22 protein-coding genes are annotated in these 23,513 nt (G+C 58.3%); 1 reads left to right on the top strand and 21 read right to left on the bottom strand.

Translation table 11 applies throughout. The annotated features are described in order from the left end of the window. Positions 1-2 precede the first annotated feature (2 nt). Genes G4C92_RS14355 through G4C92_RS14345 form a run of 3 tightly spaced genes read right to left on the bottom strand, consistent with a single transcriptional unit; the run spans position 3 to position 4,340 of the window. Entirely contained in the window at positions 3-2,225 is a 2,223-nt protein-coding gene (locus tag G4C92_RS14355; RefSeq protein ID WP_274940501.1) for an HlyD family efflux transporter periplasmic adaptor subunit, read from the bottom strand. Then, complete coding sequence (locus tag G4C92_RS14350) at positions 2,218-2,904, bottom strand: ABC transporter ATP-binding protein (protein ID WP_274940500.1); 687 nt, start codon at positions 2,902-2,904, stop codon at positions 2,218-2,220. Before G4C92_RS14350 ends, G4C92_RS14355 begins: the two co-directional genes overlap by 8 nt. Beyond that, positions 2,901-4,340 (bottom strand): efflux RND transporter periplasmic adaptor subunit, encoded by a 1,440-nt coding sequence (locus G4C92_RS14345; RefSeq protein WP_274940499.1) that lies wholly within the window; start codon positions 4,338-4,340, stop codon positions 2,901-2,903. The genes G4C92_RS14350 and G4C92_RS14345 overlap by 4 nt, the downstream gene beginning before the upstream one ends. 313 nt (positions 4,341-4,653) lie before the next feature. Here G4C92_RS14345 and G4C92_RS14340 point away from each other — a divergent pair, with 313 nt between their 5' ends. Beyond that, on the top strand, positions 4,654-5,538 hold the full coding sequence (locus G4C92_RS14340; protein WP_274940498.1) for a DegV family protein: 885 nt from the start codon (positions 4,654-4,656) through the stop codon (positions 5,536-5,538). A gap of 103 nt (positions 5,539-5,641) precedes the next feature. On the opposite strand, the gene leuD is transcribed toward G4C92_RS14340, so the two are convergent. The 18 genes from leuD to G4C92_RS14250 all read right to left on the bottom strand — a co-directional run bounded on the left by leuD (position 5,642) and on the right by G4C92_RS14250 (position 23,479). Next, a complete protein-coding gene (gene leuD, locus G4C92_RS14335; RefSeq protein WP_274940497.1) occupies positions 5,642-6,130 on the bottom strand; it encodes a 3-isopropylmalate dehydratase small subunit in 489 nt (162 codons plus the stop codon). Beyond that, the gene (gene leuC / locus G4C92_RS14330; RefSeq protein WP_274940496.1) at positions 6,127-7,395 is read right to left on the bottom strand and encodes a 3-isopropylmalate dehydratase large subunit; all 1,269 of its coding nucleotides are present in this window, start codon (positions 7,393-7,395) and stop codon (positions 6,127-6,129) included. Before leuC ends, leuD begins: the two co-directional genes overlap by 4 nt. 66 nt (positions 7,396-7,461) lie before the next feature. Further along, positions 7,462-8,046, bottom strand: coding sequence for a DUF4190 domain-containing protein (locus G4C92_RS14325; RefSeq protein ID WP_274940495.1), 585 nt, complete (start codon positions 8,044-8,046; stop codon positions 7,462-7,464). 153 nt (positions 8,047-8,199) lie between these two features. Next, a complete protein-coding gene (ilvC, locus tag G4C92_RS14320) occupies positions 8,200-9,222 on the bottom strand; it encodes a ketol-acid reductoisomerase (RefSeq protein WP_274940494.1) in 1,023 nt (340 codons plus the stop codon). Positions 9,223-9,341: 119 nt separating this feature from the next. Continuing rightward, the gene (gene ilvN / locus G4C92_RS14315) at positions 9,342-9,839 is read right to left on the bottom strand and encodes an acetolactate synthase small subunit (protein ID WP_274942026.1); all 498 of its coding nucleotides are present in this window, start codon (positions 9,837-9,839) and stop codon (positions 9,342-9,344) included. Between the two features lie 75 nt (positions 9,840-9,914). After that, positions 9,915-11,651 carry a phospho-sugar mutase gene (locus G4C92_RS14310; protein ID WP_274940493.1) on the bottom strand — a complete coding sequence of 579 codons (1,737 nt, stop codon included), beginning with the start codon at positions 11,649-11,651 and terminating at the stop codon, positions 9,915-9,917. Between the two features lie 130 nt (positions 11,652-11,781). Beyond that, the gene (locus G4C92_RS14305; RefSeq protein ID WP_274940492.1) at positions 11,782-12,717 is read right to left on the bottom strand and encodes a type I phosphomannose isomerase catalytic subunit; all 936 of its coding nucleotides are present in this window, start codon (positions 12,715-12,717) and stop codon (positions 11,782-11,784) included. A 171-nt stretch (positions 12,718-12,888) separates the two neighbouring features. After that, a complete protein-coding gene (locus G4C92_RS14300) occupies positions 12,889-14,067 on the bottom strand; it encodes a glycoside hydrolase family 130 protein (protein ID WP_274940491.1) in 1,179 nt (392 codons plus the stop codon). Then, positions 14,060-15,253 carry an AGE family epimerase/isomerase gene (locus G4C92_RS14295; RefSeq protein WP_274940490.1) on the bottom strand — a complete coding sequence of 398 codons (1,194 nt, stop codon included), beginning with the start codon at positions 15,251-15,253 and terminating at the stop codon, positions 14,060-14,062. Before G4C92_RS14295 ends, G4C92_RS14300 begins: the two co-directional genes overlap by 8 nt. A gap of 222 nt (positions 15,254-15,475) precedes the next feature. Next, on the bottom strand, positions 15,476-16,780 hold the full coding sequence (locus G4C92_RS14290; protein WP_274940489.1) for a DUF815 domain-containing protein: 1,305 nt from the start codon (positions 16,778-16,780) through the stop codon (positions 15,476-15,478). Between the two features lie 25 nt (positions 16,781-16,805). Next, complete coding sequence (locus G4C92_RS14285; protein WP_274940488.1) at positions 16,806-17,303, bottom strand: CYTH domain-containing protein; 498 nt, start codon at positions 17,301-17,303, stop codon at positions 16,806-16,808. A gap of 7 nt (positions 17,304-17,310) precedes the next feature. Continuing rightward, positions 17,311-17,589 (bottom strand): type II toxin-antitoxin system HicB family antitoxin, encoded by a 279-nt coding sequence (locus G4C92_RS14280; RefSeq protein WP_274940487.1) that lies wholly within the window; start codon positions 17,587-17,589, stop codon positions 17,311-17,313. A 13-nt stretch (positions 17,590-17,602) separates the two neighbouring features. Further along, positions 17,603-18,541 (bottom strand): hypothetical protein, encoded by a 939-nt coding sequence (locus tag G4C92_RS14275; RefSeq protein ID WP_274940486.1) that lies wholly within the window; start codon positions 18,539-18,541, stop codon positions 17,603-17,605. After that, positions 18,538-19,191: an endonuclease III domain-containing protein gene (locus G4C92_RS14270; protein ID WP_274940485.1), complete on the bottom strand. Its 654-nt coding sequence runs from the start codon at positions 19,189-19,191 to the stop codon at positions 18,538-18,540. Before G4C92_RS14270 ends, G4C92_RS14275 begins: the two co-directional genes overlap by 4 nt. Positions 19,192-19,195: 4 nt before the next feature. Further along, positions 19,196-20,374: a cation:proton antiporter gene (locus G4C92_RS14265; protein WP_274940484.1), complete on the bottom strand. Its 1,179-nt coding sequence runs from the start codon at positions 20,372-20,374 to the stop codon at positions 19,196-19,198. 473 nt (positions 20,375-20,847) lie between these two features. Next, positions 20,848-21,489, bottom strand: a complete 642-nt coding sequence (locus G4C92_RS14260) for a lactate utilization protein (protein WP_274940483.1) — start codon at positions 21,487-21,489, stop codon at positions 20,848-20,850. Positions 21,490-21,757: 268 nt separating this feature from the next. Next, positions 21,758-22,768, bottom strand: coding sequence for a GGGtGRT protein (locus G4C92_RS14255; protein WP_274940482.1), 1,011 nt, complete (start codon positions 22,766-22,768; stop codon positions 21,758-21,760). 18 nt (positions 22,769-22,786) lie between these two features. Next, the gene (locus G4C92_RS14250) at positions 22,787-23,479 is read right to left on the bottom strand and encodes an iron-sulfur cluster assembly scaffold protein (protein ID WP_274940481.1); all 693 of its coding nucleotides are present in this window, start codon (positions 23,477-23,479) and stop codon (positions 22,787-22,789) included. Between the last annotated feature and the right edge of the window lie 34 nt (positions 23,480-23,513).

Genomic DNA, 23,513 nt, shown 5'->3' with positions numbered 1-23,513 from the left:
CGTCAGCTGCTGTAGAGATCCGCGTAGCCCGCCTCGGAGGTCTTTGCGCCCTCCTTCACGTCCGCGCCGTATGGGAAGGCGATCCAGTCCTTCGTTGAAAGTCCGCTCTTGATCTGAAGGAAGGTACCCATCACGGTTTTGCCCGTGACGACACTCTGCTTCTTCAGCCGTCCTTCGCTGTCCCTCAGATAGACGTACCGCTGGCCGTCCTCAGACCGCACAAACATCTTGTCGAGGTAGATGCCGGTCAGCGCCTCGCCGCTGCTGCTCATCGTCACCATCACATAGTCATTATCCTGCATCTCCGCGTCCGATTCCAGCTGAATCTTCGCCGGATAATACGAGACGAACGGGTTGCCGCTGCTGAAGGCGTCGGTTGAACTGACCGGGTACTCCGAGACCGTTTTCACCGTTCCGCCGTACTCCGCGGTCTGATCCGAGTTCTGGACTGTCACCTGCAGTCCTTCCTTCATCTGATCCAGATCCAGCTCACTGACCGGGACTGTCACATAATAGCCTCCGCCGCCGGAGAGGACGATCACCGCCGTATTGTCCTGCTGCGCCTCGTCCGCGTCCCGGACCGTCTTGACGACGCCGTCGAATTTCGCCCGGACATTGCCGTCGCTGATCTCGGACTTCATCTCCTTCAGGCTGATCTGCGCCTTTTTCACCGTGATCGTCAGATCCCGTACATCCTTCGTCTTCTGGGCGATCATCTCCTGCAGCTCCCTGGCCGTATAGGAAGCCGTCCAGTCGATATCGGACTGGTAGATCTGAACCGTGCTGTCCGATCCGCTGTCGGTGAGCAGCGGCGAAACCGGTGAAGCGGCCCCCTCATCGCCGCCTCCCGCGTCCCCGCCGGCGTCGTACCCGCCTCCTCCGTCCTCAGCCGGGGCCTCCGCCTCCGATGCCTGAGCCGTTTCGGATTCGGACGCAGCCGCTTCCGGGTTGTAGAGCTGGGCCGAAACATCGGCGCCGCTCCGGTAAAGGTGAAGATGGTAGGAGGTGATGAGCGGAGCCTCGACCGCATCGTCTTTGTGAACCTCCAGCGTGACATAGCAGCCAGCCGGCAGCGTATCGAGACTGACGCCGGTGGAGGATGTGCCGCTGGCCGTGCTCTCCCGGCCCGCCGTCTCGGGGTCCTGCGCGGTACTTTCACCGCCGTCTGCCGTCTGGACTTCATCCGGACCGGCCTGATTGTGATCCGTCTCACCGGTTCCGTTGTCCACAACGCCTGTTCCCGCATCGTCATCCGGATAAGCTTCAGAGAAACGCGGGATCTGGGCATGAATGATGAAGGAGGAAAGCGTACCGGAATCTGCCGTACCCGCTTCCGGCTGAGGCGTGCTCACGGTATTGGCATCGCCGTCCGTGACCTCTCCGTTGTCCGCGGCCTCAGCATCCACTGTGTCGTCATCCGTATATCCCTCGTTGAGGATCGACTGACCGTCGCCGGCCGCGTCCGTCTGACCGTTCGGATCCGCGCTGCCCGCCGCATTTCCGTTTTCCGGATTATCCTGCGGCACGTTTCCGTTTTCCGCTGTATTACCGGGCAGCGTCGTCACGCCCTGCGAGGCAGCGGCCGCGTCGTTCACTTCCTGCGCGCCTGCCATCAGACGGAGCAGCATATGGTTTGAGAGCACGTCGTTCGACCCCCAGAGATAGACGTAGGGATCGTCCATCGTGCCGGATCCGCTCATCAGATGGGGCGTAACCGTTTCTGGTGTGTAGCTTTCCTCTCGTTCGGACTCAGTCGGTTCGGATTCGTCTCCGCCCTCTCCGGCTCCACCGTCTCCGCTTCCCTCTCCGGAAGAGGGCGAAAGCGTCCTGAGCCGCGCGAGATCGGCGCTCATCCTTTTCAGCGACAGCATCTGCTGGGCGAGGTCGTTCTCCGCCTTCTCAATCTGAATCTGGCTCAGCGTCGTGTCGAAGGTCATCAGCACATCGCCCTTTTTGACATGATCCCCGGTCGCCACCCGGACCTCCCGGACCTTCTGGGTCTGGGAGAGAAAGACGCTCTGCATCCTGTCCGAGGAAACCGTTCCGTACACCGTGTTCTCCGAGTCATTTGATATGTAGGAATTGGTGAGAATATCCGAGATGCTGTAGACGGATACGTCCGCCGCGTTCGTGTTTCGGTAGACGATCAGCCCGCCGTAGACGCCGCCGCACGAAAGGGCGCCCACCAGCGTCCCCACCAGAATCCTTTTGGCCAGTTTATTCACCTTTTCTGTCACCTCCGGACAGCACGCCGTCGAAAATCTTATAGACCGTCTCGGCGTGCTCAGCGATATGCGCGTCATGCGTGATCATGATGATCGTCGATCCGCTTTCGTGGAGCCGGTGAAAAAGCTCCATCACCTGCGCGCCCGACGTGGAATCGAGGGCGCCGGTCGGCTCGTCCGCGAGAAGGAGGCGGGGATGGCCGACAATCGCGCGGGCGATCGCCACGCGCTGACACTGCCCTCCGGACAGCTGATCCGGCATGAACGTCATCCGCTCCTCGAGTCCCACGATTTTCAGCGCCTCCTTCGCGCGGCTTCTCCGTTCTTCCTTCCGGACGTTGCCGTAAAGAAGCGGAAGTGCCACATTGTCGATGGCGTTCATCTTCGGGATCAGGTGAAAGGACTGAAAGACAAAACCGATCTCCCGGTTCCGGATTTCGGCCAGCTGGTTGTCCGTGCAGGAGCCGATATCCTGTCCGTTCAGCAGATAGGTTCCGCTCGTCGGCACGTCGAGACATCCGATCAGATTCATCAGCGTGGACTTGCCCGATCCGGAAGGTCCCATAATCGCGAGATATTCGCCCTCATCCACCGAGAAATTGATATGCTTCAGCACATGAAGCACCGAATCCCTTCCCATGGGATAGTCTTTGCAGATATCGGTCATCTGAAGGATCATCCGACGGCTCCTTCCCCGGCGTCCACGCCGCCGATCACAGCCCCTGCGTCTGCGCCATCGTCTGCATCTCCTTCATCCGCGGCATCTGCATTTCCCTCATCCACGGCATCGATCCCGTCTCCTACTGTCTCGATCTCCGATGTGAAGTCAACGCCGCTCATGTCCGCCAGACCCTCCGCGTCGGATCCGGTATTGAAGGAGCTCTCGTCGTTCTCCGTGACGGTCATCCCCTCCGAATAGGAATCGGAAGGATAGGCGATATAGTCGTTTTCCGTGAGACCGCTCTCGATCACATACGTGTCCTTCCCGCTGTCATAATCGCCGAGCTTCACGTTCTTCTTCGCGAGCGTCCCGTTTTTGCCCTCGGCCCAGACCCATGGCGAGGAATCCGCGTCATTGATATAGCCGGAGGAGAGGCGGATCTTCCCGTCCTCAATGGTGCCGTCATCCACGGTCATATAGACATGCTGGCCGATCATCAGTCCGTCCAGGTCGTCGAGCGTCACATAGAAGGTGTATTTCGAGGACGTTACAGACGGATCATTGGTCCCGGTGTCCATCATGATCTGGTTGTCGCTCGAGGTGCTGGCCGTGCTGGTCGTGATCACCTCCGAAACTTCTCCGCTCCAGGTCTGGGAAGAGTCCACACGGGAATAGATCTTCATGATCTGCCCCTTGGCGATGTCGCTCCGGTTCTGCTCGTTGAAAGTGCCCTTGATGCGGTAATTGTCAATCTCGATGAGCTTGATGAAGGCGCCGGAGCTGTCTCCGTCCGCCCCGGTACCGGAGGTGTCAGCCGTGATGTCCCCGGCGTCTCCGGCGTCGCTTGCGGTATCGTTTCCGAACGCGTCCGCCGAGGCGATCGAGGTGTCCGCCTCGCCGGCGTATTCGATCCGTCCGGCAAAAGGCGCCGTCACATCGAGATCCTTCGTCTGGGCCTCGTAGGCCTGAATCTCCTTCTGTTTCAGCCCGATGTTGTACTGGGTCTCACGGACATCCGTCTCCGCCTCCTGAATCTTCAGCGTATAGTCCAGCTGGTTGTTGGCGGACGCCTTGGTCTTGTCCTTCTTGAGCTGATTGATCTCCTCCTGCTTCGAGGTCAGCGTGTTCCGGAGCTCCTCGAGCTCAAGCTTCGCCTTATCCAGAGAGTTTTTGGCGGAATCCGCGTCATAGGTGAAAAGGACGTCTCCGGCCTTCACCACATCCCCCTTCTTCACGTTGACCTTCGCCACCTTGCGCCCGCTGTCCTTCTTGATGGACTGCTCTTTGCCCGCGCTCACGACGCCTGCAAACCGCTGCGCCTGCATCGCGTCCGTAAGGCCGGCCAGCATCGCCACCGACTGAACGGGGACCGCCTTCTCGTCCTTTGAACCGCATGCCGTAAGTCCGGCGGCCAGCACCAGCGCCGTGATCAGCGCCACCCATTTCTTCTCCATAGTCTCTCCTTATGTCTCTCCCGGCGCGCGGAACCGCAAGCCGCTTTATCGTCATATGGCTTTCATTATACTCTGTTACGCCGCATCTGTCTGTGAACTTAAAAAAGCTTAATCCGTGGTCAGCGGGAAGGTCAGCAGGAACCTGAGAGCCGCCTGAAGACAAAGATCAGAAAGAGCCGCCTGAAATCCGCCTGTCTTGTGAACTGTCGCGATCTGTGCTATTCTATTAGGACGCAGGAAAATCCACAGCCTTTCCGGCGTTTCAATAGTCTATGAATCCGGTTGACGAAAGATCAATGATCAGGGAGAGCCTATGAGAACAGCGATCATCACGGACACAAACAGCGGCATGCTGCCGGAGGACGCCGCGGAGCACGGCATTTTTCTCCTCCCGATGCCCATCATCATCGACGGCAGGGAGTATCTTGAGCATATCGACATCACGCCGGATCAGTTTTACGCCAGACAGCTGGAGGGCGCCGAAATCCATACGTCCCAGCCTTCCGCCGGCGACGTGATCGATCTGTGGGAAAAGCTGCTGAAGGATTACGACGAAGTCGTCCATATCCCGATGTCGAGCAGTCTGTCCGGCTCCTGCCAGAGCGCGCAGCTCTATGCGAGAGACTTCGGCGGGCGGGTGCATGTCGTCGACAATCAGCGGATCTCCGTCACGCAGAGACAGTCCGCGCTGGACGCGAAGGCGCTTGCGGACGGAGGCGCTTCCGGAGCCGAAATCCGGCGGATTCTCGAGGAAACGAAGGCTGAATCCCACATCTACATCATGGTCGATACCCTGAAATATCTGAAGAAGGGCGGACGGATCACACCGACGGCCGCCACCATCGCGGGCGTGCTCAACATCAAGCCGGTGCTGCAGATTCAGGGCGGCAAGCTCGACGCCTTCGCCAAATGCCGCGGCGTCAAGAGTGCGAAGAAGACGATCATCAGGGCGGTGACGGACGGCGTCGTCAATGAATTCGGAGGGCTTGATGCTCCGAAGCCCGGCGCCTGGCTCGGTTTCGCCTACACCCACAACCACGACGCGGCTGAGACCTTTCTTGCCGAAGCAAAGGAAGCCTTCCCCGGCTTCGACATCCACGCGGACGAGCTTCCGATGAGCATCGCGACCCATGTCGGCCCCGGTTCCCTGGCGATGACCTGCACGAAGGTCCTTCCCGGCGGCGTGCAGTATGCCTGAAGGCTCTTCCGTCCGCAGCGAATTGCAAATCAGAAAATATGCAAACAGGCGGTTCCGCACCCGAAGCGGCACCGCCTGTTTTTTCGCTCTTACCGTCTGACCGTCATGTTTCGTTGATATAATTGACCAGCCCGCCGGCCGTGATGATCTGCTGCATGAACGGAGGAAACGGCTGCGCCCGGTAGCTCTTTCCCGACGTGCGGTCGATGATTTCGCCCGTGTCGAAATTCACCTCCACGTCATCGCCGTCCCGGATCTCCTTTGCCGCCTCCGGGCATTCCATGATCGGAAGGCCGATGTTGATCGCGTTCCGGAAAAAGATCCGCGCGAAAGTCTCCGCGATGACACAGCTGATCCCGCTCGCCTTGATCGACAGCGGCGCGTGCTCACGCGAGCTTCCGCATCCGAAATTTTTCTCTCCGACCATGATGTCGCCCGCTTCTACGCGGCCTGCGAAGGTCGGATCGATGTCCACCATGCAGTGCGTCGCCAGCTCCGACGGATCCGTGCTGTTCAGATAGCGCGCCGGGATGATGACATCGGTGTCGATGTTGTCTCCGTACTTGAAAACCCTGCCATGTGCATGATTCATTTCAGTTCCTCCGGTGATGAGATGCGGCCGGTCACCGCGGACGCCGCCGCGACAGCCGGGGAAGCCAGATAGATTTCCGATGTGACATCGCCCATCCGCCCGACAAAATTACGGTTCGTCGTGGACACGCAGCGTTCGTGCGCAGCCAGAATCCCCATATAACCGCCGAGACACGGCCCGCAGGTCGGCGTGCTGACGACCGCGCCTGCCTCGATGAAGGTACGGAGCAGCCCTTCCTCCATCGCCTGAAGATAAACCGCCTGCGTCGCCGGAACCACGATCACGCGAAGTCCCTTCTTCACCTTTCTTCCCTTGAGAACCGCGGCGGCCGCCCTCAGATCGCTGATCCGTCCGTTGGTGCAGGATCCGATGACAACCTGATCAACGGCGACCGGCTCGGTGATCTCCGAGATGGCCTTCGTGTTCTCCGGAAGATGGGGAAATGCAACCGTCGGCTCCAGCTCTGACAGATCCATCGTCACCTCACGCGTATACTCCGCGTCCGGATCCGCCCGGAACACGCGCGGCGTCTTCTGACCATGCTCCCTCATGTACGCTTCCGTCCGATCGTCCACCGGGAAGATCCCGTTCTTCGCGCCGGCTTCGATCGCCATATTGGCGATCGTGAAACGGTCGTCCATCGTCAGCTCGCTGATGCCGTCTCCCGTAAATTCCAGAGACTGATAAAGCGCGCCGTCCACCCCGATCTCTCCGATGAGGTGAAGAATCACATCCTTGCCGCTGACATAAGGCCTCAGCTTCCCCGTCACATTGACCCGGATCGCGGACGGAACCTTGAACCAGGCCCGTCCGGTCGCCATTCCGGCCGCCATATCCGTCGAGCCCACTCCGGTGGAAAAAGCGCCCAGCGCGCCGTACGTGCAGGTATGAGAGTCCGCGCCGATCACCAGATCGCCGGCTGTGACCAGTCCTTTTTCAGGAAGAAGCGCGTGCTCGATGCCCATCTCGCCTACATCGAAATAATTCGTCACGTCATACTTCCGGGCAAATTCCCGGACGCATTTGCAGTTCTCAGCCGATTTAATATCCTTGTTCGGCACAAAATGATCCATGACCAGCGCGATTTTGTCGCGGTCAAAGACCTTCTTCTCCTTCAGCTTGTCCATCTCATGGATCGCCACCGGAGAGGTGATATCATTGCCAAGCACAAGATCCAGGTTCGCCTCGATGAGCTGTCCGGCTTCCACCCGTTCAGCCCCCGCGTGGGCGGCCAGAATCTTCTGCGACATCGTCATTCCCTTCATTCAGATTTCTCCCTTCTCCCGACCCCGGAAAGGCCCTGCCGTTTAGACAGCACGGCTGGCAGAGATTCAGCGCCCCGGGAAACCGCCCGGAAAGCCTCCGCTCCTGCCGGTCTCACCGTAAAGGCGGAACATCCACTCCATCGCTGCCGGGAGCATTGTCATCAACATGATCAGCACAATGAGAAAAAGCGCCAGCCCGACGATCCCCGTCACAAGCCCCGCGATCCAGTATCCCCGCTTCTCACGGGCGGATCTCGCGACAAGTGAGAGAATCACCGCCACGACCCCGAAGACGAGCCCGAACACGTTCCAGCAGAGAACGACAGAGAGAATGCCGAAGATCATCCCGCCGATGGCGGCATTGTCAGACCGGGGCCGGTCCCGGTCATCCCAGTATCCGTACTGGGCGTTATTGTACGCGTCCCGGTAGCCGTATCCCGGATGTCCGTATGGATTTCTCCCTTCCGGATCCCTCTGTCCCCGTTCTCTCCCGGCGACCCGGTCCTGCCAGCGTTCCCCGCTGTCCACGGCTTCCCGCTTCACAATCCGGTCCTGCCAGCACATTCCTTCGATGCTCTGTCTGCCGGTCGCGCCGTGCATCTCAGAGAAACGCTTCCGCTCCTCCGCGGCTGCTCTTTGCCTGTCGTCCATACCTTCACTCCATCAAGCCGGTGTTTTCATTTGTTTCCGGCCCGCCGCACCGCATCCGCTGCGACGGGAAATGTTCTGCTTTCAATAAAGAGAAACGACGCGATGCGGCAGCCTCACTGTCGCACCGCATCGTTTGAATGTCACACTGCCGGATCAGTTGTTGATCAGCTTGTCGCTCTCGCTCCAGCTGTACAGCGCACGGATCTGACGTCCGATCTCCTCCGACGGATGCTCGGAAGCCTTCTTGCGCAGCGCCTTGAAATGAGCCTGGCCGCCTGCCGGGCTCATATCCAGCAGGAAATCCTTGGCAAAGGTGCCGTCCTGAATGTCGGAAAGAACCTTCTTCATCGCCTTCTTCGTATCCTCGGTGATGATCTTCGGACCCGTGATGTAGTCGCCGTACTCAGCAGTGTTGGAGATGGAATATCTCATGCCCGCAAAGCCCGACTCATAGATCAGGTCGACGATCAGCTTCATCTCATGGATGCACTCGAAGTAGGCGTTGCGCGGATCATAACCGGCCTCGCAGAGCACATCGAAACCCGTCTGCATCAGCTTGACCACGCCGCCGCAGAGAACCGCCTGCTCGCCGAAGAGGTCCGTCTCCGTCTCGGTACGGAAGGTTGTCTCGAGAATACCGGCTCTTGCTCCGCCGATCGCCGCGCCGTACGCCAGCGCCATATCCAGCGCTTTGCCCGTGTAATCCTGCTCAACCGCAACCAGCATCGGCGTGCCCTTGCCGGCCTGATACTCGGAACGGACCGTGTGGCCGGGTGCCTTCGGCGCGATCATCGTCACATCAACGAACTTCGGCGGAACGATCTGGTTGAAATGGATATTGAAGCCGTGGGCGAACATCAGCATATCGCCTTCCTTCAGGTTCGGCTCGATATCCTTCTTATACATAGCCGCCTGCAGCTCATCATTGATGAGGATCATGATGATGTCAGCCTGCTTCGCAGCCTCCGCCGCGGTGTACACCTTCAGTCCCTGCTCCTCTGCCTTCTTCCAGGACTTGCTGCCTTCATAAAGACCGACAATCACGTCATAGCCCGAATCCTTCAGGTTCAGCGCGTGCGCATGCCCCTGTGAGCCATAGCCGATTACGGCAATCTTCTTCCCTTCAAGCAGGGACGGATTGCAGTCTTCCTGATAGTAGATCTTTGCCTGTGCCATAACAATAGTCTCCTCTCTGAGAACAGATGGAATAGTATATGTGTAACGGGAAGCGACCCCGTTAACGCCTGAAGGTTATGCGGCTGTATGTTCCGGATGAAAATGCAGCTCTCCGCCGCTTACAGAAAACGGACATCCCCGGATCCGCGGGAAAGTCCCGTGATCCCTGTACGGGCGATCTCGGCGATCTGATACTCGCTCAGCATGTCGAGAAGCGCGGCAAGCTTGGACTGGGACCCCGTGAGCTCGATGATCATCGAGTCCTTCTGCACGTCCACGACATTTGCGCGGAAGATTTCCGCGATCGCCATTATGTCGCGTCGGTTCGTGACATCCGCCATCACCTTGACGAGAATCAGCTCCCGGTCAACGGAAGACGCGGGATCAAGAACCTTGACATCCCGTACATCCTCCTGCTTGCGAAGCTGGGCCACGATCAGGTTCAGGACCCGGTCGTCCCCCCGGCTCACGATCGTGATGCGTGTGATATCCGGGTTGGCCGTCACGCCGGCCGTGATGCTGTCGATGTTGTAGCCCCTCCGGGCAAACAGCCCGGACAGACGGGTCAGCACACCGGAGGTATTGTCGACCAGCAGCGATAAGATGATGGTATCCATGCGACGTGTTCCCTTCTCCATGCCGACGCGCGGCAGCGGTAATTGGCTACTATTTTACACGCCTCCTCCGATTTGTCAATCACCGGCCGCCCGGAGCAGATCCGCCTTCAGCTTCTCAAGACGCTTTTCGCTGTCAGCGGCGCTCACTCCGCGGACGCCGAAGTAGAACTTGATCTTCGGCTCCGTACCGGACGGCCTCGCGCAGCACCACGCTCCGTCAGCCAGTTCATAGTAGAGCACGTTTGATTTCGGAAGGCCCGCAGGCCTCTGTTCCTTCGTTTCCAGATCGGTCCGGATCCCGCTCAGATAGTCGCGGACGGCCAGCACACGGCTTCCGCCCAGCGTCGTCTCCGGCTGGCTGCGGAGCCTTGTCATCGTCGCTTCAATCTGCTTCGCTCCGTCGATGCCCTTCATGGTCACGGACGCGAGGCCTTCTCTGAAATAGCCGTATTTCCTGTAGAGGTCGTTCATCGCGTCGATCAGCGTCCTTCCGCGGCGGTGCTCAAATGCCGCGGCCTCGGCGAGCATCATCACGGCCGCGCAGGCGTCCTTGTCGCGCGCGTACGTTCCCGGAAGACAGCCGTAGCTCTCCTCGTAGCCGAACACAAAATGATGAGATCCCGTCTCCTCAAACAGACGGATCTGCTCTCCGATATACTTGAATCCGGTGAGCACCTCGATCAGATCCACACCCCAGTACGATGTGAGCGGCTTTGCCATATCGGTGGAGACGATGGTTCCGACCACCGCCGGTTTTTCCGGCATTGTGCCCGCCGCTGTCCTTTCCCTCAGAATGTACTCGGCGATCAGCATACCGGACATATTGCCCGTAAAGCTGACGTAGCGGCCGCTCTCCGGATCTCTGGCGTAGACGCCGAGACGGTCCGCATCCGGATCCGTGGCAAGAACAAGATCCGCCTTTTCTCTCTCCGCCTGGGCAAGCGCCAGCTTCCACGCGTCGGGGTTCTCCGGATTCGGATAAGAGACAGTCGGGAACGCGCCGCCCTCCGGATCCTGCTGCTCCTTCACGATCGACACATGCGTAAAGCCCAGTTCCCGGAGGACCCGGCGGACCGGAATGCTCCCCGTCCCGTGCAGCGGCGTATAGACGATGCGCAGAGAATCCGCCTCGGCCCGGATGATTTCCGGGTGGATGCTCAGCGCCTTCACTTCGGCGATATAGCGATCGTCCAGCGAATAGCCGATGTCGTGATAAAGGTCCCTGACTCTCGCCTCATCCTCCGGCATCGTCTTCACCTGACTGAAGGAATTCACCTTCGCCACCTCCGCCAGGATGTTCCGGTCATGAGGCGGCGTGATCTGGGCCCCGTCCTCCCAGTAAACCTTGTAGCCGTTGTATTCTTTCGGGTTGTGGCTGGCGGTGATCACGATTCCCGCGATACAGTGAAGCGCTCTGACCGCAAAGGAAAGCTCCGGCGTCGGCCGCAGGGACGGAAAACGATAGGTTCGTATCCCGTTCGCATTGAGGCACAGAGCGGCCTCTTTTGAAAATTCCGGCGACATCATTCTCGAATCGAAGGCGATCGCCACGCCCTTCTCCTCTCCATGCTGCGCGCGGATATAATTGGCGAGTCCCTGGGTCGCCTGACGGACTGTGTACCGGTTCATCCTGTTCGTACCGGCCCCGATGACACCGCGGAGCCCGCCGGTTCCAAACTCCAGACTGCGATAGAAGCGATCCTCGATTTCCGCCTCATTGCCTTCAAGTCCGCGAAGCTCTTCCTTCGTCTTCTCATCAAAATACGGATCATCAAGCCACTCCTGATACCGTCTTTCCGCCTCCGCGTTCACCTTTGCGTTCCTCCTTCTCCTGCCGCTTTCCGCTTATCGCCTTTGCCGGCTTCTTCATTTCTTTTCATGCAGCCGGCCGTCCGGAGGACGGCCGCTCTTCTTTTTCACCGCGCCTCGGCTGTGCCGGATCTCATGTCTCCACAGTCGTCAGCGCTTCCAGATGACCCTCAACGGTCACCTCTCCGCTTCCGGCCGTCACGAAGACGCTGTCTCCCTTCCGGACCGGAAGAGTTTCCGCGCCGTCGCGGATCGTGCCTTCTCCGTCAAGGAAAAGCAGATGGAGGAAGGATGTGCCGTCCACATGGAAAGTTCCCGTCCCGCCTGTAAGCGTGAAGCGGTCTACTGTGAAGAAGCTGCACTGTCCGAGGTGCCCGCCCATATCCGGAAGACCGCTCACCGGTTCCCGCTTCGTCACGTCAAGTGCCTGGCGGACGTGCAGCTGACGGGGTTTCCCGTCCTTTCCGAGCCTCCCGTAGTCATAGACACGGTAGGTGACATTCGAGTTCTGCTGAATCTCCGCGATCAGGATTCCCTTCCCGATCGCATGCAGCGTGCCGGCCTGAATGAAGAAGACGTCGCCTTTCTTTACCGGAGAGGCGTGAAGCACCTCCTCCAGTGTGTGGTCATGGATACGGCGCTCGAACTCCTCACGGCTGATTTTCTTCTCAAAGCCGTAGTACAGAAATGCGCCCGGATCCGCATCCACCACATACCACATTTCCGTCTTCCCGAACTGATGCTCATGCTCTATGGCATAGGCGTCGTCCGGATGAACCTGAATCGAGAGGCTCTGCTTTGCGTCGATAAATTTCGTGAGAATCGGAAAATCACGAAACCGCGCACAGTTTGTTCCCAGCCTGTCCCATCCCTTTGCGTCGAGATAGCTCCGGAGCGTCTTCCCCGCGTCCGGACCGTTCACAATCCAGCAGGGGCTGTCCGGATAGCAGGACAGCTCCCATGTCTCGGCCAGTACCGGCCCGTCATATTCCTTATGAAATTCATCCACCAGTCGGTGACCGCCCCACAAATAATCCTTGCAGGACGGCTTCAGCTTCAGTATCGCCAATGTTTCCGCTCCTTTCTCACCGGTCCGTTCCGCTGGCTGTCGCAAAGCCGCTCCGCGCTTCCGCTTGAAAAAACGTCATGCCGCCGCTTTGCGATTCCGCCGTAAAAGACCGTCCTGACGCCACTCTACGCTTCCGCTTCGGAAGCTGTCAAGCCGCGCGAACCGTCCGCGTTATCCTTCCTCTCTCTTAAGGATTTCCAGATTGTGCCGGATCATCCCACATCTCTGCTGCACGCAGAGCACGGACCGGCCCGGATCCGACGGCGTATGGAAGACATAATCCGTCAGCCGCCCGAGCGTGGTTTCGGCGACATGCACTCTGGTATCGCTGGAGGCATAGTAGAGCAGCACCGTCCCGTCCTTCTTCACGATGGCGCCGTTGGAGAACAGGACGTTGGACACGTCGCCGACCCGTTCGCCGCCACGGGGCCCCATCAGAAGCCCGCCCGGCTCGGCGATGACCCGGGACGGGTCGTCCAGCGCCGTCGCGTAGGCGTAGATGACGTAACGGAGACCGGCGGCTGTATTTCTCACGCCGTGTGCGATATGAATCCAGCCCTTCTCCGTCCGGATCGGCACCGTGCATTCCCCGTTTTTCGCCTCGGTGATCTGATGGTAGCGCCGGCGGCTCAGGATCTTCTCCTCGTCGATGACCGCATGGGTGATATCGTCGCAGAGGCCGAAGCCGATGCCTCCGCCCGATCCGGTGTCGATGAAACTGTCCATTGGCCGGGTGTAGAAGGCATACCGCCCGTCCACAAACTCAGGATGGAGCACCACGTTCCGCTGCTGGGGCGAATGCTTCGTCACCAGATTCGGGAGGCGCTCCCAGTTCACCAGATCCTTCGTCCGGACGATGCCGGCCGCCGCCACCGCCGCGGAAAGATCGGGATCGGAGCGATCCTTGCTCTCCGAGCAGAAGACGCCGTAGATCCACCCGTCCTCATGCTTTGTCAGTCTCATATCATAGACGTTCGTTTCTTCCGGACAGGTATCCTCGAGCTGAATCGGGTAGTCGCGGAAACGGAAGCCGTCGATACCGTTGTCCGACTCGGCGATACCGAAAAAAGATTTCCGGTCGTTGCCCTCGATCCGGGCTGCGAGGCAGTATTTCCCGCCGAATTCAATGGCGCCCGAATTGAGGACCGCGTTGACGCCCAGTCTCTCCTCGAAGTTCGGATTCGTCTCCGGATCCAGATCATATCTCCATGTGAGCGGAATATGTTCCCTTGTCAGAACCGGGTACCTGTAGCGGCTGAAAACGCCGTTGTATTCGTCCGTCTTCTCGTTCTTTCTCTCAAGCAGCCTTTCCTGCTTCGCCTTCTCAATATAATACTGCGGATTAAGCATCGATTCCCCTCCTTATGATTTCAAAGCACATCCGTCCGTTATGATACGGACATTTCCACGGCTCGACAATCGGCTCCTCGGCGGGAACACCATCCTTCGAGACATACCAGAACCACTCGGACCCCTCCCGCGGATCCACCACATAGCGCCGGATGAACGCAAGCTCGCTCTTCGCGTCGTCCAGGAAGTTTCTGTCGCCGGTCTTCTGAAATGCGTTCAGAAACCCGTTCACGGTTTCCGCCTGCACCCACCACACCCGGTCTTCCTTCACCACGCCTTTCTCGCATTCTGCCGGGAGCGACCGTCCGTCGAACGCCTGCTTCCTGACCTCCTGCGCCATCAGGACCGTAATCGGGCGAAGCCGCTCTGTCAGTTCCGGTTCATCCAGAATCTCCAGCGTCCGATCCAGCAGCCAGGCTGTCTCGATATCGTGACCATAGGAATACAGATCGATCAGCGACCGGTACTCATGATCGAAGAAAACCTCCTGACGGCGAAGATCCGGATTCCAGACCTTCGTCTCGAAAATCCGCAGAATCTCATGAAGCCTCTCCCTCACATCCTCGCGGCCTGTCACGCGGAACAGTTCAGTGTAGGCCTCCAGCACATGAAGCAGCGTGTTCATCGTTCTCACGGCCATCACGCCGTTCTCTGACAGCTTCTCGTTGGAAGCCGGGCGGAACGTCCGGTCGAACGCTTCCAGGTAGCCGCCCTCGTCCCGCATCTTTGTCTCGATGACACGGAAAAGACTGTCCGCTGTCTCAAGCGCTTCCGGGTCCTTTGAAGCATCGTAGTAGGAAGAGAGCGCGTAAATGCAGAACGCCTGATTGTATGTGTGCTTCGTCGTATCCTCAGGTCTTCCGTCAAAGGTCACAGACCAGTAGATCCCGCCGTTCTCCCTGTCAAGGCAGTGTTCCTTGATGAAACGGAACCCGTGCTCCGCCTCCTTAAGGCAGTCCGGGTCGCCGAGCAGCATGGCTGCATTTGCATAGAACCATGTGATCCGGCTCATCAGAATGCAGCCTTTCACCGCCTCCCGGTCTGTATGAAGATCATAATCCACATAGCCGTACCAGCCTCCGTACCTGTCGTCACGCAGCGACGTCCAGAACGGAATCAGCTTTGTCCGCAGATGCTGCTTCGCTTCTTCAATCATGGAATTCATCCTTTCCTCTTTTCCAATCATGAAATTCCTCCTTTCCTCTTTTCCGTTTCTTGTTTTCCCTTATCGTTTCCGGCGTACAGGCCGTTCGTTCTTATTTCATCGTTTGTATTTCCCGTCCAGGCGCTTAACATTGCTTAATATAGCAATTGCAGGCCGCGCGGTCAATTCGCGACAGACGAGATGGGCGGGGCCGCTGTCTGTCTTCAAACAGACGGCGGCCCCGCCCCGCATCAAAGCCGGGACTCAGTGCGTTCCCGGCTGACCCGCAATATAATTGATGAACTGCTGTGCCGTACGGCCGGAGATGCCGCCATGGGAAATTTCCCACTTGTTTGCCTCCGCCAGAAGCTCCTGATCCGTCAGATGAATGTCCGGATACCGCTTCGCCAGTTCGGTGACGATCGTCTGAAATTCCTTCGGCGACGGGCGGAAATAACCGATCTGCACGCCGAAACGGGCGGACAGGGAAAGCTTCTCCGCCACGGTGTCGTTGGTATGCAGCTCCTCATCGCGCTCATTCTTGTCCTTCCAGGTCTCCCGGATCAGATGGCGTCGGTTGGATGTAGCGTAAATCACCACATTCTCCGGCTTCGTCTCGATGCCTCCCTCGATCACCGCCTTCAGATACTTGTACTCGATCTCAAACTCCTCGAAGGAAAGATCGTCCATGAAAATGATGAACCGGTAGTTCCGGTTCTTAATCTGGGAGATCACTCTGGACAGGTACTGGAACTGGTGCTTGTAGACCTCGATCATCCGGAGTCCCCGGTCATAATACTGGTTGAGGATCGCCTTGACCGACGTGGATTTGCCGGTGCCGGCATCGCCGTAGAGCAGCACGTTGTTGGAGGCGCGTCCTTCCACGAAGGCTTCGGTATTCTCGATCAGCTTTTTCTTCTGAATCTCATAGCCCACCAGATCGTCCAGCACCACGTCGGACGTGGAGGTGATCGGAACCAGAAGCTCCGGGTTGTCCTCCTCGATACGGAACGCCTTGTTGAGGCCGAACTTTCCGACGCCGTAGGCCCGGTAGAAGTCGGTGACGATCCGGTACATCTCCTTCCCGTCATGTGCGCTCTCGATGGCAAGGCTCAGCGCCTGGACCTTGTCGCTGACGCTCTTGTTGTAAATCCGCTCCGCCTTGCCGACGGCATGGTAGTTCTCAATGACCGAGAAGCAGCTGATGCCCAGCTCCTTTTCGATGATCGAAAAATCGTAGTCAAAGAGCTCGCGGAAGACCTCCAGATCGTTTTCGACGAACTGATTGACCGACCCGTCGTTCGCGCCGACCTTCTCCGAAACCAGCGTGAAGGGCGTCTCCGTCATCGCCAGCAGAAACGCCAGATAGTTATGCCAGAGGTTCCGGTCAAAGCCATAGGTCGTCGCCACGTCCAGAAGCCGGTTGATCTGATCGAGAATTTCCCCGATCAGCTCCTCATTCTCATAGGATCCTTCATAGAAGCGGTGGCAGATGTCCGAGAGCCGGAACAGAATGCTGTCCTTCGGAATTTTCCTGTAAATGATCAGTTTCGATGTCAGACGGTACATGTTGTTTGAAAGCCTCCTCTGATCCTCATGATTTGCCGGACCGCGTCGCCGTCCAGTACGCGCCCATGGACTGTCCCGGCGTTCCGGTCACCTCATCCTTCAGATACCGTGCCAGCGCCTCCGTCGGAGGCTTCCACCCGGAAGCCTGCTCCACAGTGCCGAACTCCACCTCCGCATACCAGAACGACGTAGACTCGCCTTCGTCCACATGGTTTACCTCCAGCCGAAGGCCGTCTGGCAGCTGATAGGTCCGCCGTATCTTCGGAATCAGCGGAAGACCGATCATCCGTTCGACTTCCCCGAAGCGCTCACGGCTGACCGGGATCTCAACTTCCTCCCGGGCCAGTCCATGTCCGGACTTCAGGCAGAGAATATATTCCGTATCCCCGCCCGTCATCGCCTCCTCGCGGATCCTCACAGTCGGGACGACACAGAGATAGCCCTGCCGCATGCGCTGCTCGAACAGAAGGGGCAGGCTCTCTTCCGGCCAGCCTTTTACCAGCCACTTTCGCTCGATCTCCATCTGCTCCTTATTCCTCCCAGCCCTCGAGAATCCGGTAGATCACCAGCACATTCCGGATAAACTGTCCCTCCTTCAGCGGGATGTCCTCCGGGTCGCTGGCCGAGGGAAGATCCGGTTCCTCCTCGTGCATTTCCAGATCGATCCATTCCCACGCCGCCTGATTGGCATTCCGTAGAACGTCGTCCACAGACGTGCCGTCCGCCTCGCAGGAAGCAAGATCCGGAAGGGACGCATGCCATGTCCCGTCCTCCTTCGGCGTCACAACCGCCGGATAGATAAATCTCATCGAAAAACTCCTCTCATCTCATCCATGTCCGAATCGCGGCGAGCGCCTCGTCCGGCGTAAGTCCGGCGCGGAACAGACGCTGTTCCCCGTCGCTTGCCTCGACTGTGTATTCGCTGCCGTCGTCCGTCGTCATCGTCAGTCTTCTCGGAAAGGCAAGCCGCCGTCCGGCCGCCTCCGGCTTCTCTTCCCCGCGGACAGCCGGGCCGTTTCTGTCCTGACGGCCCGTCCGGAGCGTCTCCGGCGGAATCTCTCCCGTCCCGCCTGCCGCTTCCTTCCGGACCGGCCCGCCCGGCCTTTCTTTTTCTCCGGACTCCTGTCCGTGTCCCAGAATCGCCTCCGCCTCGTCCGGCATCATCCGGCTGCAGTAGGAAAGGATCGTGCTCATCACGCGGATCAGGTTCTCCCGGATCCGAAGACGCGTCACAGCCGTCAGATAGTCATCGGCTCCCTCGAGAAAGTCAAGCGTCAGTGACTCACGGCTGCCGCCGAGACGGGGAGCCGTCCGCACCTTATCGGTCAGAATGGACAGTCGGAGTGACTGGTCCGATACCTCCTCCCGGCACCCCGACGCGTCGCTGATCCACTCCTCCTGCGTCTTTTTAACAAGAGGGACATAAAAATCCGTCAGAAAATGGCGGAGAAAATCATAACCGTATTCGCGTTTCCGGCTGAAGGCCCCGACAAGCGACGCAAGGGACCGCACCGCCTCTCCGGCAAGGCGCCGTCCCTCCTTCTCAGCCAGATCCGCCGCCGTATCCGCGCGCGCATCAAGCTCCATCTGCGGATCCATCTCAGCGTGTTTCGAGAACAGCTGATCCCAGGAATAGTCATCGTCAAAGAAGCGCTCGAAGACGACCGCTTTCTCCATCTCCTCCCGCATCCCGCGTGGATCGAGATGGAACCGATCGACTGCGGCCTCATATTCCTTCCGGTTGCACTTTACTGATATCATGACGGGATGTGCTTTCCTTCCTCAAGCGCATGACGGCAAAGGTCACGCAGGCAGCAGCGTCCGCACTCCGGTCTCCGCGCGATGCAGACCTCCCGCCCGTGCTGGACAAACCGGTGACAGAGATCGCTGCCTTCCTCCGGAGGCACGATCTTCCAGAGCGCCCGTTCCACCTTCGCCGGTTCCTTCATATGATCAACCAGCCCCAGCAGATTGCAGATCCGGATGCAGTGTGTATCGGTGACAATCGCCGGCTTTCCGAACACATCGCCCATGATCAGGTTGGCGCTCTTTCTCCCAACACCGGGAAGCGACAAAAGCTCGTCAAAATCCGAAGGAACCTGATCATGATAGGTTTCGTGCAGAACACGCATGCATTTCGAAATATCCCGCGCCTTGCTGTGTCCGAGCCCGCAGGGCCGGATGATTTCCTCTATCTCGGAGGGATCGGCGACGGCCAGATCAGCCACCGTCGGAAACCGCCGGTAAAGGAGCGGCGTGATCTGATCCACCCGTTCGTCCCTGCACTGCGCGGCAAGACGGACACTGATCAGCAGCTGCCACGCGTCCTCATAGGCCAGGGTACAGTGCGCGTCGGGATAAGCTTTCTTAAGCCGTTCGATGACGGCCAGCGCCAGTTCTTTTTTCGTCATAGTCTCACGCGGATTCCGGGTGCTTTTCATAGAGTGCCTTCAGAACGATCGGCGTCATGATCGAGCTGACGATGATCAGGAGAATCACGGCTGTAAAATAGGTGCTGCTCATCAGTCCCGCCTTGAGACCGCGCTGCGCGACGATCAGGGCGACCTCGCCCCGGGTCATCATGCCGACGCCGATCTTCAAGCTGTCATGCCCGCTGAAGCCGCAGGCCCGGCCCATCAGTCCGCATCCGACGATTTTGCCCAGCATGCCGACGACAACAAAGGCGACCGAGAACAGCAGGATCGTGGTGTCCAGCTGGCGGAGATTCGTCTGAAGGCCGATACTGGCGAAGAAGACCGGCCCGAAGATCATGTAAGAGTTGATGTCCATCTTCCGCTCGATGTACTCGGAATTGTCCAGTGAGCTCAGGATCACGCCCGCACAGTATGCGCCTGTGATGTCAGCGACACCGAAATACTTATCCGCGATATAGGAAAGCGCGAAGGCCAGCGCCATGCCCAGGATCGGAATCCGCCGTGTATGAGGTGCGCGCTTCTCCAGCTTTTTCATCAGCTGATAGATGAAATAGCCACCTCCGAGCGCGATCGCGAAGAAAATCGCCGTTTTCAGCGCAACAAGTCCGATGTTGTTGGACGGATCCTTCATGCTCATGACGGCGGTCAGCACAAGAATACCGATGACGTCGTCGATGATCGCCGCGCTCATGATCGTCGTGCCGACGGTCGTATTCAGCTTGCCGAGCTCCTTCAATGCCTGCACGGTGATGGAAACGGATGTCGCGGCCAGAATCGTTCCGATGAAAAGCGCCTTCATGAACTGCTCGGTGCCCGGCCCGGCGAATCCGTAAAAGCACATATAGAGAACCGCGCCCAGCGCCATCGGAACGGCTACGCCGCTGCAGGCGATCAGCGTCGCCTTGAGCCCCGACTCCTTCAGTTTTCCGATATCGGTCTCAAGTCCCGCCGAGAACATCAGGAGAATGACGCCGATCTCAGCCATGCCGGAGAGGAAATCGCTCTCCTTCACAAAATTGAAGACACTCGGACCGATCAGGATTCCGGAAATGATCAGTCCCGCGACTTCCGGCATATGAATCCTGCGAGCTGCCAGACTGAACAGCTTGCCGCAGACAATGATGATGCAGAGATCTTTCAGTATACTCAGTGTGTCCATGCTGTTACCCCCAAACTCAGTTAGTTTCATTATAGCATGGACATCGCGGTGCGCGTGTTTTTTTCCGAGTAGACCGGCCATTCCGGCCGCTGAGACAAAAAAGCACCCTTCTCCGCTCTAAATTGCGATGCGGAGAAGGGTATGACCGCTTATCTGTGAAGAATCAGACCGCTGATCCTGTTCCTCTGTTCCGCGAGGAACGGATGATACAGTCCAAGAAAAAATGCAGCCGCCATCAGAATGATTCTCATTGAATCCGCCTCCTTTTACGGGGTTCCGGCACATTCGCAGGAAATGTACCGCGCTCTACAGTGAGTCTCTATCTTCAAACAGAACGGGGACCTGTCTCTGACTGCCCGGCTGTTCTGTGTTGAATAAGAAGATACCGTGAAAGTGTGACGCGGATGTGTTGCAAATCTGTAAAAACGATAAACGTTTATGGGGGATACTTCGATCATGGGCCATGCCCCTTTTCAGTATCCGAGCGCCTCGCCGATCAGGAAGACCTTGATTCTCCCCTTCACGCCGCTTCTCCTGGTAATCACGAACTGATTGCAGATGCTCTCCGGACTGAGGCAGTCCGCGCACCGCCCGTTCTTAAGGCAGGGAGTCTCCGTTCTTCCGACTCTGAGGACGTTCGCGGGAGCGGCGGTGTTTCTCGCTCGCTTGACCGCGCTGTCGAGGTCGGTGACGATCTTGTTCATCCCGCAGATGACGAAGACATGCGCCGGTCCGGTGATGAGACAGGCGACGCGGTTCCCGTTGCCGTCGATATTGACCAGCTCGCCGTCCATCGTGACCGCATTGGCGCTCATCAGGAAGTAGTCGCAGAGCGTCTGACGCGCGTAGAGTTCTCTCCGCTCCTCCGGTGTCTTCGCGGCGGTGCGGTCCAGCGCCTGAAGACGGCTGCTCGACAGACATGCCTCGAAAAGACCCATCTGTTCGCAGGTCATGCTCCCGCCCCACGTCACGGAGCTTCCGTCCGGCATCTCCGCAAGAATCGCCCGCTTCGCTTCCTCCGCGGCCGCGAAATACACGCCGTTCATGTTTCTGGCCTCCAGCTTTCTGATCACGGATGCCGCCAGCTTCGGATAAGTCTCTTTCATGTAATCCATCTTCTCACCTCCGGAAATCATTTCGGTTTACCTGCTGCCATTATAGCAGAAGGATGCGGAATCCGGCATTGAAGAAACCGAACACACACCGAAAAAAGCCGTGCCGGCGGGATGGCGGCACGGTCTGGTGCAAAAACGGCAAAAATAAAGGGTCAGACAATTCTGCCTGACCCTCACAACAATGTACAAGTAATGTACAAGCAACCTGCTATTTACGAATTGTCTGCACAATTCACAGCACCGAAAAAGCCTTAAAAACGGGCATTTTTCAGAACTTCCCGGCCTTGGCCGCTTCCTCTACTGCAACCGCGACGGAAACGGTCGCGCCGACCATCGGGTTGTTGCCCATGCCGATGAGACCCATCATTTCCACATGCGCCGGAACGGAGGAAGAACCTGCGAACTGAGCGTCGGAATGCATACGGCCCATCGTATCGGTCATGCCGTAGGAGGCAGGGCCGGCAGCCATATTGTCCGGATGAAGGGTACGGCCCGTGCCGCCGCCGGAAGCCACGGAGAAGTATTTCTTTCCGGCCTCAAGGCGTTCCTTCTTGTATGTACCCGCAACCGGATGCTGGAAACGGGTCGGGTTCGTGGAGTTGCCGGTGATGGAAACGTCCACGTTCTCCTTCCACATGATCGCGACGCCTTCCGTGACGTCATTGGCTCCGTAGCACTTGACCTTCGCGCGCGGGCCGTTGGAATAAGCGATCTGGCCGTCCTCAATCACTTCGCCCTTCTTGTAGTCCATGTGCGTTTCAACGAAGGTGAAGCCGTTGATACGGGAGATAATTCTCGCCGCGTCCTTGCCGAGACCGTTCAGGATCACGCGAAGCGGTTTCTTGCGGACCTTGTTGGCGTTGTTGGCGATGCCGATCGCGCCTTCCGCCGCCGCGAAGGACTCATGTCCCGCAAGGAAAGCGAAGCATTCGGTATCCTCTTCCAGCAGCATCTTGCCCAGATTGCCGTGGCCAAGTCCGACCTTTCTGTGGTCCGCGACAGATCCCGGAATGCAGAAGGACTGAAGGCCCTCGCCGATGGCCGCCGCCGCGTCCGCCGCTCTGCGGCAGTTCTTCTTGATGGCGATCGCCGCGCCGACCGTATACGCCCACTTCGCGTTCTCGAAGCAGATCGGCTGAATGTTCTCAACCATATGATAGACGTCCAGCCCCGCATCCTCGCAGACCTTCCGGGCATCCTCAAGGGAGGCAATGCCATAGCTGTTCAGAACTTTGTTGATCTGGTCGATTCTTCTTTCGTAAGATTCAAATAATGCCATGTCCGTTTCCTCCTTTCTTTATTCCTGTCTCGGATCGATCCACTTGACGACGTCGTCCTTGCGGCCGTAGACGCCGGACGCCTTCTCCAGTGCCTCGTTGGCGTCCATGCCGCCCTTGATGAAGTCCATCATCTTTCCGAAATTGACATATTTATAGGAAATGATCTCACCCTCATCCGAAAGGCCGATCTGTCTGACGTAGCCTTCGGTCATCTCGAGGTAACGCGGGCCCTTCTTCAGCGTGCCGTACATCGTGCCGACCATCGAGCGGTCGCCCTTGCCGAGATCCTCGAAGCCGGCGCCGATTGCCAGACCGTCATCGGAGAACGCGCTCTGCGTACGGCCGTAGGCGATCTGCAGGAACAGCTCACGCATCGCGGTATTGATCGCATCGCAGACAAGGTCAGTGTTCAGGGCCTCCAGAACCGTAAGGCCCGGCAGGATTTCAGCCGCCATCGCCGCGGAATGGGTCATACCGGAGCAGCCGATCGTCTCGATCAGAGCCTCCTGAATGATGCCCTGCTTCACGTTGAGGGAAAGCTTACATGCACCCTGCTGCGGAGCGCACCAGCCGACGCCATGGGTGTAGCCGGAGATGTCCTCCACTCTTTTCGACTGAACCCACTGTCCTTCCTCCGGGATCGGAGCGGCGCCATGATGCACGCCCTGAGTAACCGGGCACTGCGATTCGATTTTTTTGGTGTAAATCATTGCAAATCTCCTTTCTGGATGGATTTACTCACTC

This window comes from Chordicoccus furentiruminis, from assembly GCF_019355395.1.
Taxonomy (GTDB): domain Bacteria; phylum Bacillota; class Clostridia; order Lachnospirales; family Lachnospiraceae; genus Chordicoccus; species Chordicoccus furentiruminis.
This window is presented reverse-complemented; position numbering and strand designations above follow the sequence as displayed.